Source organism: Paracoccus sp. (in: a-proteobacteria) (assembly GCF_047605025.1).
Lineage (GTDB): Bacteria > Pseudomonadota > Alphaproteobacteria > Rhodobacterales > Rhodobacteraceae > Paracoccus.
Genome location: NZ_JASGGO010000019.1, coordinates 18,038 through 28,793, shown reverse-complemented (window position 1 = coordinate 28,793; position 10,756 = coordinate 18,038). Strand labels below are relative to the sequence as shown.

At 67.2% G+C, this 10,756-nt stretch carries 12 protein-coding genes; 7 read left to right on the top strand and 5 right to left on the bottom strand.

The genetic code is table 11. The features are described from left to right. Positions 1–12 precede the first annotated feature (12 nt). The 4 genes from QM682_RS11975 to QM682_RS11960 all read left to right on the top strand — a co-directional run bounded on the left by QM682_RS11975 (position 13) and on the right by QM682_RS11960 (position 2,357). Positions 13–291: an RNA-binding S4 domain-containing protein gene (locus QM682_RS11975; RefSeq protein WP_415130011.1), complete on the top strand. Its 279-nt coding sequence runs from the start codon at positions 13–15 to the stop codon at positions 289–291. 169 nt (positions 292–460) lie between these two features. Further along, complete coding sequence (fdxA, locus tag QM682_RS11970; RefSeq protein ID WP_415130009.1) at positions 461–799, top strand: ferredoxin FdxA; 339 nt, start codon at positions 461–463, stop codon at positions 797–799. 362 nt (positions 800–1,161) lie between these two features. Next, complete coding sequence (locus tag QM682_RS11965; protein WP_415130007.1) at positions 1,162–1,671, top strand: CarD family transcriptional regulator; 510 nt, start codon at positions 1,162–1,164, stop codon at positions 1,669–1,671. A 62-nt stretch (positions 1,672–1,733) separates the two neighbouring features. Further along, positions 1,734–2,357, top strand: coding sequence for an FMN-binding negative transcriptional regulator (locus QM682_RS11960; RefSeq protein WP_415130005.1), 624 nt, complete (start codon positions 1,734–1,736; stop codon positions 2,355–2,357). 569 nt (positions 2,358–2,926) lie between these two features. On the opposite strand, the gene QM682_RS11955 is transcribed toward QM682_RS11960, so the two are convergent. Further along, positions 2,927–3,250, bottom strand: coding sequence for an FYDLN acid domain-containing protein (locus tag QM682_RS11955; RefSeq protein ID WP_415130003.1), 324 nt, complete (start codon positions 3,248–3,250; stop codon positions 2,927–2,929). 140 nt (positions 3,251–3,390) lie between these two features. On the opposite strand from QM682_RS11955, the gene QM682_RS11950 reads away from it, so the two are divergent. The 3 genes from QM682_RS11950 to QM682_RS11940 all read left to right on the top strand — a co-directional run bounded on the left by QM682_RS11950 (position 3,391) and on the right by QM682_RS11940 (position 6,112). Next, positions 3,391–4,083 (top strand): M48 family metallopeptidase, encoded by a 693-nt coding sequence (locus QM682_RS11950; protein WP_415130001.1) that lies wholly within the window; start codon positions 3,391–3,393, stop codon positions 4,081–4,083. Between the two features lie 39 nt (positions 4,084–4,122). After that, complete coding sequence (locus QM682_RS11945; protein ID WP_415130087.1) at positions 4,123–4,773, top strand: GntR family transcriptional regulator; 651 nt, start codon at positions 4,123–4,125, stop codon at positions 4,771–4,773. A 517-nt stretch (positions 4,774–5,290) separates the two neighbouring features. Next, entirely contained in the window at positions 5,291–6,112 is an 822-nt protein-coding gene (locus QM682_RS11940) for an EcsC family protein (RefSeq protein ID WP_415129999.1), read from the top strand. Between the two features lie 471 nt (positions 6,113–6,583). On the opposite strand, the gene QM682_RS11935 is transcribed toward QM682_RS11940, so the two are convergent. The 4 genes from QM682_RS11935 to hemE all read right to left on the bottom strand — a co-directional run bounded on the left by QM682_RS11935 (position 6,584) and on the right by hemE (position 10,734). Then, entirely contained in the window at positions 6,584–8,113 is a 1,530-nt protein-coding gene (locus QM682_RS11935; RefSeq protein ID WP_415129997.1) for an ATP-dependent DNA helicase, read from the bottom strand. A 165-nt stretch (positions 8,114–8,278) separates the two neighbouring features. Then, the gene (locus QM682_RS11930; RefSeq protein ID WP_415129995.1) at positions 8,279–8,743 is read right to left on the bottom strand and encodes an Lrp/AsnC family transcriptional regulator; all 465 of its coding nucleotides are present in this window, start codon (positions 8,741–8,743) and stop codon (positions 8,279–8,281) included. A gap of 71 nt (positions 8,744–8,814) precedes the next feature. Then, positions 8,815–9,687, bottom strand: coding sequence for an EamA family transporter (locus QM682_RS11925; RefSeq protein ID WP_415129993.1), 873 nt, complete (start codon positions 9,685–9,687; stop codon positions 8,815–8,817). Positions 9,688–9,705: 18 nt separating this feature from the next. Beyond that, complete coding sequence (gene hemE, locus QM682_RS11920; RefSeq protein ID WP_415129991.1) at positions 9,706–10,734, bottom strand: uroporphyrinogen decarboxylase; 1,029 nt, start codon at positions 10,732–10,734, stop codon at positions 9,706–9,708. Between the last annotated feature and the right edge of the window lie 22 nt (positions 10,735–10,756).

Below are 10,756 nucleotides of genomic sequence, written 5' to 3'. Positions count from 1 at the left end.
CGGACCCGGCGCGTGAGCGTCCCACAAGCGGCAGCCGGCATCCGCCTGGATCGTTGGCTGCATCACGCACGGTTGTTTAAGACCCGGACGCTTTCGTCCGAGGCGATCCAGCATGGCGGCATCCGTGTCAATGGCCGGCCCTGCACCAAGCCCGCCCAGATGCTGTGTCCCGGCGATGTGATCACGGTCTCGGCCCATGGGCGGGTCCGGGTGCTGCGCGTGGTCGATCTGGGTGAAAGGCGCGGTCCCGCCACCGAGGCCGCGGCACTTTACGAAGAGGTCGCGGACTAGGCACCGGGTGCGCGCGCCGGAATTTCGTTCCGGTCGCGCCGTGCGATTCGGAACGGGCATTCGCTGGGCTGGCCGGCCTCTCGGATGCGGGTCTTTTCGTCGCTGCCGGCCTTGAATGATCAACCCACCGAGCGTAACTAGCCGGGCAGGAAACAGGAATAGACCCGCCATGACCTATGTCGTCACTGATAACTGCATCATGTGCAAATACACCGACTGCGTCGAGGTGTGCCCCGTGGACTGTTTCTACGAAGGCGAGAACACGCTTGTCATCCACCCCGACGAGTGCATCGATTGCGGTGTCTGCGAGCCGGAATGCCCGGCCGACGCGATCCGCCCCGATACCGAGCCGGACATGGAGACATGGGTCGAGTTCAACCGCAAATATTCCGAGCTTTGGCCCGTCATCACCCGCAAGAAAGACCCGATGCCGGGCTATGAAGAGATGGACGGCCAATCCGGCAAGCTGGAAAAATACTTCTCGGAAGCGCCCGGCGAAGGGGATTGAGCTTCTGCCGTGACGTTGCGGAACAGCGATCACCGATGATTGAAGATCCGTTGATTCGTCGTCGGTGCGTCATCCGTGGTGTCGATATATCTTGTGCAATTCATTGAATCTCCATGCTAATATAGTGTTTTTTCAGGGCCGGGGCAGCTTTGTTCATGCGCTTTGATTTCAGCCGGAATTTATGCTAAGTATGTGACATAGACCGCAATGTGGCTGCTTTCGTGGCCCGTTTGGCGGTGCTACTTGTCTTGGCTGTCTGCCCGGCCCGGACCTGACATTAACATAAAGTGGCCCATAAGGACCGGACAACCGGCTCTGGGGGCTTTTTGCGCCCTGATCGGCGCCGCTGTGAAGGAAGTTCCATGTCGAAAGCCAAGAAGACCGAGTTCCGCCCCGATGATTTCGTGGTCTATCCGACCCATGGCGTGGGTCGGATCGTGTCCATCGAAGAACAGGAAATCGCGGGTCTGCGCCTTGAGATGTTCGTGATCTCGTTCGAGAAGGACAAGATGACGCTTCGTGTGCCGACCTCGCGCGCGACCGAGATCGGCATGCGCGGCTTGGCGACCCCCGACCTGATCGACCGCGCGCTTGAGACGCTGAAGGGCAAGGCCCGCGTCAAGCGTGCCATGTGGTCGCGCCGCGCCCAGGAATACGAACAAAAGATCAACTCGGGCGACCTGATGTCCATCGCCGAGGTGGTGCGCGATCTGCACCGCAACGACGACCAGCGTGAACAGTCCTATTCCGAGCGTCAGCTTTACGAGGCCGCGCTGGACCGCCTGACCCGCGAAGTCGCCGCCGTCTCGGGCATGGATGAGGCCGGCGCCCAGAAAAAGGTCGAGACCGTCCTGACCGCCCGCGCAGCCTGATCCGGCCCGCGCCGATGTCTTCCAGGGCGTCCCACGGGGCGCCCTTTTTCATGGAGTCCGAAATGTATGTCCCGCCGCATTTCCAGCAGCTCGATCCCGCGCGGATCGAGGGCATCGTCGGGGCCGCGCCCCTGGCCTGCATCGTCGCCCAGACCGGGCAGGGCCTGGTCGCGAACCATCTGCCGCTGCTTTCCGCGCCGGGCGCAAGGCTGATCGGCCATGCGGCGCTGGCCAACGACATGCACCGCCTGATCGCCGAGGGGCAGGAGGTGCTGGCGATCTTTCGTGGCGAAGACGGTTATGTCTCGCCGAATTTCTACCCCTCGAAGGCGGTCCATCACAGCCATGTGCCGACCTGGAACTACGAGGTCGTGCATATGCATGGCCGGATCTTCTTTCAGCACGACGACCATGCCAAGCGCGCCGCCGTGGGCCTGCTGACGCGCAGCCACGAGCGGCGGCTGAACGGCGCCGCCGCCTGGCGCATGGCCGATGCGCCCGCCGATTATTTACAGGGGATGCTGGGCAATATCGTGGCGCTGCGGATCGAGGTCTCGCGGGTTCTGGCCAAGTCGAAGCTGAGCCAGAACCGCACGCCCGAGGATCTGGAGGGCGCGATCCAGGGAATGCGCCGCTCGGGCCAGCAAGAGATCGCCGCGCGTATGCAGAGCGCCCGCGAGGGTTGACGCAGCGGGCCGGAGGCGACGGTCCTCGTGTCCCATGCGTCGGGCTGTCGCCTGCGTTGGAACCCGTGATATTTCCGGTATCGGCGGCGGTCGATCCAGACCGGCACGGGCAATATCGCGGACAGCAGGGTATCGCCCGCATTCTGGGAGGGGTGCCTGCGGTCCGCGTCCCTTTCCCCAGAGGTATGCGGGGCCGACAAAAGGTGTCCCGCCGCCGCCCATGTCGCCACATGAGTCCCGCAGAAAACCCGCAAGAAACCCGCGATCAATCGGCGAAATTCTGGAAGCCGCAGATCGGCGGGATGGCAGAGATGGCGCCCATGCCGCCGACCCGCAGGCCGGCAACCGCGATCCAGACAGGCGGTGCAGGCCCCGGCGCAGGGAACCCGCAGCCCTTGGGGCAAGGGCTTGATCTTGCGATCTGCCCGCCAGCTTGAAAAAGCGGGCCAGATATGGGGAAATCGCCACGGACGGCTGATGATCCGGGCCGGAGCCAGTTTGGGGCGCCGAGGCCCGCGAGGCTTTTCGCCGGACAAGCGGGGGGCAGCCCAAGGCCGCCCCCGCGCGGCTCAGTCGTCGTCGCTTCCCGGCACATCGGCGATGTCGTCCAGCGACACGTCGCCATCGTCATCGTCGTCGTCCAGCAGATCGTCGTCCAGATCGCCGTTATCGGTATCCGAATCCAGATCCTCGTCATCGACCAGGTCGTTCTGGTCCGTGTCGCGCGCCGCGGTTTTTTCCGAGATCAGCGAGCGCGAGCGGCCATTGTTCAGACTGTCGGCCGTGAAGACATTGCCGCAGGCCGGGCAGGTCATCGGGTCGTTCGTCAGGTCATAGAAGCGGGTCGCACAATGGGGGCACTGACGCTTGGTGCCCCATTCCTCTTTGGGCATGGTTTTCTCTTTCCGCCGCAGTTAGGTAAATCCGCTGTCCCCTGCCACAGGTGGCGCAGGCTGTCAAAGCCTTTTCCCCTTGCGCGGCGGGCGCGGTCAGGCGCCAATAGCTAGGGCAATAGGGCCGGAGGTTCAAGGCAATGAGCGTGGAAAGCATCATCGTGGATGGCGATATCCAGGTCGATCTGCGCCGCTCGGCGCGGGCGCGGCGCATGGTGCTGCGGGTGACGCGGGCCGAGGGCAGGGTGGTGCTGACGCTGCCCCCGCGCGTGACCCTGGCCGAGGGGCGCGCCTTCGCCCAGTCCCGCGCCGAATGGCTGCGCCAGGCGCAGGCCGAGATGCCACTACGGGCGATGGTCCAGCCGGGCGCGCTGCTGCCGGTCGAGGGGCGCGCGCTGCGCCTGACGCCGGCTCCGGTCCGCGCCGCCCTGATCCGGGACGACGCGCTGCTGCTGCCTTGCGCCGCCGATCCCGGCCGGGCTGCCGCCGCCTTCCTCAGGCATCTGGCCCATGCGCGCCTGCTTGCCGCTTGTGATCGCCATGCCGCCGCCCTAGGCCGCGACTTTCGCGCGCTGACGCTTCGCGACACCCGTTCGCGCTGGGGAAGCTGCACCCAGGACGGGCGGCTGATGTTCTCCTGGCGGCTCGCCATGGCACCGCCGGGGGTGCTGGATTACGTTGCCGCCCATGAGGTCGCGCATCTGGCCCATATGGACCATTCGCGGGCTTTCTGGGCCGCCTGCGCCCGCCTGATGCCAGGTTTCGCCCCGCATCGGGCTTGGCTCAGGACCCATGGCCAGGAATTGATGGCCTGGCGCTTTCAGGCGGATTGACGATTGACGCCGCCCGCGCCCGTGATCACAAATATCGCCATGAACATACACCCGAAACGCCCCACCGAGACCGCCGCGCATGAGCGTCTTTATCGTGGCCTGCGCGGCCGGATCATGCTGGGGGAGCTGGCGCCGGGCCAGGCGCTGACCCTGCGCGGCATCGCTGCCGAGCATCGCGTCTCGATGACCCCCGCGCGCGAGGCGGTGCGCCGCCTGGTGGCCGAGGGCGCGCTGACGCTTTCCTCCTCGGGCCGCATCGCCACGCCGGAGCTCTCTGTCGAGCGGATCGAGGAACTTGCCGCGCTGCGCGCCCTGATCGAGCCGGAGCTTGCCACCCGCGCCCTGCCGCGCGCGCATCTGGCGCTGATCGACCGGCTGGCGCTGATCAACGCCTCGATCGGCGAGGCGGTCGAAACGCATGACGCGGTGGCCTATATCCGCACCAATCTGGAATTCCACCGCACGCTTTACCTGCGCGCTCAGGCGCCGGCGATGCTGGCGATCCTGGAAACGGTCTGGCTGCAACTGGGGCCGACCATGCGCGCGCTCTATGGCCGGGTGAAACGGCACGAGCCGCCGCGCCACCATCGCATGATCCTGGCCTCGCTTCGCGCGGGCGACGAGCCCGGCTTGCGCCTGGCCGTGCGCGCCGACGTGACCCATGGCCTGCGCCACCTGTCGCCGACCTGACGCGCGCGTTCCCGGCGCCGTTTTCCGAATACCTTCGCGACCGCGCCCAAGTTGCCCGCATCCCGATGTCTTTAGACCGCTCGCCGGATCATTTTCCGATCATATCGGAACATGTCCTGCCGCCGCGAAGCGGTTTCGGCATTGGTCCGGCCAAAGGTCGATGCCAGCGCCGATTTCGTCCCGGCGGCTTTGCCGGACAGGGTCATGGCGCTTGCAGGCGGTCGTCCCCGCCGGTGGTTCCTCTTGCCGAGGAAAGCAGTCCTCATCGTTGCCGTCGGTCCCGGCGCCTCTCGGAGCCTCGCGCCGGGCCGTGATGGCCGGCGGCGCCTTGAAGACGGCGGCCAAGGGGGGGGCAGAGAGGGGCGGGCATCCTTGCACCGCTTCGGCAGGCGGGGTTCTGCCATTTCGCGGGATGATGGGCGGCGGCGGGATGACAGGGAACCCCACGCTTCCTATCTGGGTTTTCAGATGGCGCCTCTCGCAGCCGGCGCAGCAGGAAAGGACAAGGCAGTCCCAGATGACCCAGCATACCCCGATCCCGGCCCGCCAGGCGGTCCTGCCGCCGATCACCGATCCCACCGTCCATGCCGAGATCGACCGGCTGGCGCGGCGCTATCTGAAGGCCGGGGGCGTCGCGATGGAGCTTCTGAACGCCGTCGGCGGCCGCGCCGAGGGGCTGATCGAAAAGCTGCCCGCGCCGGTGCGCAAGCGCATGGACGGCGTCACCCATGCGGCGCTGGACCGTGCCTTCGACGCGGCCTCGCGTTCGCGCGGGATGGTTCGCGACCGCGGCGACTGGTTCAACCGGGTGCTCTCGACCGCCTCGGGGGCGGCGGGCGGGCTTGCCGGGCTGGCCGGGGCGGCGATGGAATTGCCGGTGACGGTGACGCTGCTTCTGCGCGCAATCCTGGACATCGCCGCCGAGCATGGCTTCGACCCCGACAGCGATGCGGTTCGGCACGAGGCGCTGCATGTCTTCGCCTCGGCCGGGCCGCTCGCGCAGGATGAGGGCGCGGATCTGGGCCTTCTGGCGGCGCGGATGACGATCACCGGGCAGACGATCCAGACGCTGATCGCCAAGGTGGCGCCGCGCCTGTCGGCCTCGTTGGCGCAGAAACTCGCCGCGCAGGCGGTGCCGATCCTGGGCGCGGTCGCTGGCGCGGGGATCAATTACAGCTTCACCCGCTATTATCAGGAGATTGCCCGCGTCCAGTTCGGCTTGATGCGGCTTTCCCAGGAATCCGGCCTGCCGCGCGAGGCCCTGGTCGAGGCGCTGATCCTGCGCATGGAGCAGATCCGCCCCGGCTCGACCCGGCGCGGCCTGCCGCATCGGCGCTAGCTGACGCATTCCCTACGTGCTCCGCGCCATTGCCCAAGGGATGCCGGTGATGGCGTTTTCGCGGCGCTGAAGAATTATATGTAATAATTTGATCTTTTTAAATAAATTATCGACTTGATGTCGCTCTTCGTGGGGCGCGGGGCGGGGACGACTTTCCGCATGGCCTTTGCTGCGCTCGATCCGGGGCGCTGACTCACTGACCCACTGGGTCGCCGGCGATGAAGCGCGGTGCCCCTATTCTCTTCGGCATTCGCGACGGCATGGCCAAGCGCCCCTCGTCACTTGGTATGGGGGCTCGATCATCGTGAAAAGCCGCTTGTCCGCATCTGCGCGGTTCCGATCCCCGGCTTTGCCGGACAGATGCGTGCCTGCCGGTCCATGGGCAAGCGTCCGCTTTCTCCAGGATCGTCCCCCCTCCGCGATCTCGCGGCGGCACTGGGCAAGGATCGAATCCTCGAATGAAGATGCCGCCTAGTCGTCGGAAGCCAGTTCCAGCGTCGAGGGCGCGCTTTCCAGATGCGCGATTCCCAAAGGCGCGCCTGGCCGTGCCAGGCGGGCGCGCACGACCCAGTGAAGACGCTCCTGCGCGCGGGTGATCGCCACATAGGTCAGCCGCTTCCAAAGGGGAATGCCCGCCTCGGTCCGGTTCGACCAGGCGGCGGCGGCAATGTCGGGTGCAAAGACCTGGACATCGGGCCATTGGCTGCCCTGGGCCTTGTGGATCGTCACCGCCGCGCCGTGCAGGAAGGTGGCGCCCATGCGGGCGGCATAGGGGATGAAGGGCTCTTCGACATCCGGTATCTCGATCTTGACGATGCTCGCGGCCGACAGGCGCGGATCCTCGGCCCCGACCACATGCAGCCGCGAAAAGCCGGGCTTGCGTCCAGGTCCCAGATAGACCACCTGCGCCCCCTTGATCAGGCCGCGCGCCTCCAGGTCGATGCGCTTCTTGCGATGCTTCAGGGGTAGCTCAAGCCCGTCGCAGATCAGCGGCTCGCCCGGCAGCAGCGCGTCGCCCGGCGCGCCATAGGCGGAACGGAATGCCTGGATCAGCTTGATGCGGGTGACGTTGCGCCAGACCAGGACGGGGCTTTGCGCCATCAGGTCCGATTCGACCCGCTCGGCCCAGATTACACGCGGATCGCGCCGCGCGGCATCCTGCACCATGCGCTCGAAGGCGGGGAAATCCAGGGCCGGATCGGCCAGGGCATGGGCGAGATCCAGGATCGGGCTGTCGTCCTTCTGGCGGTGGATGCGGTTCAAGACCAGCTTTTGCGGCGCGGAAAGCCGGTCGAAGACCATCTCCCCCGATTGCCCCACGGGCGCAAGCTGCGCCGGATCGCCGAACAGGACCAGAAGCGGAAAGATCTCGCGCAGATCATCGAACTGCCGCTCGTCCAGCATGGATGCCTCGTCGATCAGCCCGACATCCAGGCCGTCCTCGCGCCGCTTCCAGCCCCGGATGAAGTCCGAGCCGCGCAACCCCGCCGCGGCCAGGGCGCCGGGGATCGAGGCATGCTGTTCGTAAAACGCCTTCGCCCGGTCCAGCGCGGCATCTGTCAGCCCGGCGACGATTCCTTCGACCACGGGACGGTCTCCCGCTCCGGTCAGCCAATCCGCGATCCGCTCGTAATCGGGATCATAGACGGGGGTATAGAGAATACGGTGGATCGTCGTTGCCGGCACCCCGCGCATGCGCAGCACGAATGCCGCCTTGTTCGTGGGCGCAAGGATCGCGACGGTCCGCCGCTCCTTGCGCTTCCTGCCTTCGTAATCGCCCGAGATCAGCTCGACCCCCGCCGCGCGCAGCGCCTTGGTCAGCCCCGCCAGAAGCAGCGTCTTGCCCGAGCCGGCCTTGCCGATCACGGCCATGACCCGTCCCTTGCCATCGACGGCCGGGGCGACCTCCTCGGACAGCAGATCGATCCCCGCCGCATCCAGCGCGGCGGCAATGGCATCCCAGGCTTCGGCCTGGTCGGGGGAAAGGACGGGCAGGGTCATACGCCCTTGTTAGCCCGTGGCGCGAGGGGCCGAAAGCCCGTTCGGATGGCGCCGCCGCGTTCTGGGTATTTGGAAAACGAAGAAGCACAGGCGCCGCGCCCATGATCCTTCTTCGTTTCTCAAATACCCATGCCAAGCCTGCGGCGGGGCGGGGTCGCGGCCGGTTCAGGCGCGTTCGTCCTTGGGCGAGTTCATCACCACATGCGTCGTGATGGTCGAGATCTGTGGAAAAGCTCCCAGCACCTCGTTGTGAAAGCGGCGATAGGCTTCCAGATCGCGGACCTCGACGCGCAGAAGATATTCGACCGAACCGGTGATGTTATGGCATTCGCGCACCTGCGGCGCGGCCATGCAGGCATCTTCGAACGCCTTCTGCGCCTCGTTGGAATGGCGCGACAGGCCCACCATGACATAGGCGGTAAAGCCCGCCTCGCGTGCGGCGGGATGGATCACGGCGCGATAGCCCATGATTGCACCCCGGCGCTCCAGTTCCTGCACCCGGCGCAGGCAGGCCGAGGGGGAAAGTCCGATCTCGGCGGCCAGTTGCTGGTTCGGGATGCGCCCGTTGCGCGCCAGCACCGCGAGGATGCGGGCCGAGATCGGGTCTTTCTCGGGGGCGGGTAGGTTCATCTGGCGGTCCGACGGCAAGGGCCTTTCGGGGGATGATGGCGCGGAACCCAGGCCCCGTGCAAGCGGCGTGATCAGCCGCTGATCGCGATCAGGGCGGCGACGCCCAGCACGATCAGCGCCATGCCCAGGATCTGGCGGGGGCCTGCCCCTTCGCGCAGCACCCGCCCCGAGACGATCTGGGCCATGACCACCTCGACCAAGGCAAGCGTGCGCACGTTCGCGGCCGAGGTCAGCGCGAATCCCAGGAACCAGAAGAGCGAGGCGAAGGCGCCCAGGAAGCCCGCCCGCAGCGACGGCTTCCAGGCGCGCGCGATGCCGCGCAGGGCCGCGCGGTCGCCCAGGCCCAGCCAGGCCAGCATGGTCGCGCTTTGCAGGCTCAGGCTGATCAGCAGGATCGTTGCCGCGCGCGTCGGTTGGTCGCCGAAGGGCAGCGCCAGGATCGCGCCGCGAAAACCGATGGCCGACAGCCCGAAAAGCCCACCGGCCAGCACGCCCAGGCCCACCGCCCGCCAGCCCGCGCCGCGCCAGTCGGTCCCGGACATCAGCACGACGCCCAGCGTCGCCGCGCCGATGGCGGTCAGGCGGGCCGGTCCCAGCGGCTCGGCCAGGACCAGGCCGCCGATCAGGGCCAGCGTTACCGGCTCGGTCTTCAGAAGCGCCGTGGTCACGCCGAAGCCGCGGCTTTTCATCGTCACCAGCATCAGCGCGGTCGCGGCGATCTGCGCAAGGCTTCCCAGCGCGGTCCAGCCCAGCACCTCCAGGTCGGGCGCGGGGACGCTGCGATACAGCGACCACAGCGCCAGGAACGCCGCCGCGAAGGGCAGCCCGAACAGGAAGCGCACCGCCGTCGCGCCCATCGTGCCGACCTGCGCGGTCAGGCTGCGCTGGGCCGCATTGCGCGCCGTCTGCGCGGCGGCCGCGATCAGGGTCGCGAGGATCCACATGAGTTGCTTCCCTTGGGATCAGCCCCGGATCGCCGCGAGCATCAGATGCACGTTCTCGGGATCGGCCTCGGGGGTGATGCCATGGCCCAGGTTGAAGATATGTGGTCCGCCCGAAAAGGCCCGGACGATGCGTCGCGTTTCGGTCCGCAATTCATCCCCGCCCAAGACCAGCAGGCGCGGGTCCAGATTGCCCTGCACGCAGGTGTCGGGCTGGACATGTTCGGCGGCCCAGTCGGCGCCGACGGAATTGTCCAGCGCCACGCAATCGGCGCCGGTCGCGCGGGCGAAGCCCTGATAGCGCGGCCCCGCCTCGCGCGGGAAGGCGATGACCGGGATGCCGGGATGGCGGGCGCGCAGGGCCGCGATGATGCGTCGCGTCGGCGCCAGCGCGAAATCGTCGAAATCCGCGCCTTTCAGCGAGCCGGCCCAACTGTCGAAAAGCTTGACCACCTCGGCCCCGGCCTGGATCTGGGCCGAGAGATATTCGATCGTCGCCTCGCTGATGCGGTCGATCAGCGCCGCGAAGGCCGCGCGGTCGGCTGTCTTGAAGGCATGCGCCGGGCCTTGGTCCGGCGTGCCGCGCCCGGCGACCATATAGGTCGCGACCGTCCAGGGCGCGCCGGCGAAGCCGATCAGCGTGGTTTGGGGCGGCAATTCGCGGGCCAGGATCCGCACCGTCTCATAGACCGGGGAAAGGGTGTCATGGATCGCCTCGACCGGCTTCAGGGCAGCGACCTGCCCGGCATCGGTCACGGTCGAAAGGCGCGGCCCCTCGCCCGTGGCGAACCACAGATCCAGTCCCAGCGCCTGCGGCACCAGCAGGATGTCGGCGAACAGGATCGCCGCGTCGAAGCCATAGCGGCGGATCGGCTGCAAGGTGACCTCGGCGGCCAGGTCGGGCGTATAGCACAGCGACAGGAAATCCCCGGCCTGCGCCCGCGTCGCGCGATATTCCGGCAGATAGCGCCCCGCCTGGCGCATCATCCAGACCGGAGGAGTAGGCAGGCGCTCGCCCGCCAGGGCGCGCAGGATCGGTTTTTGGGTCATGTTCACCTCGCTCGTGCCCTTC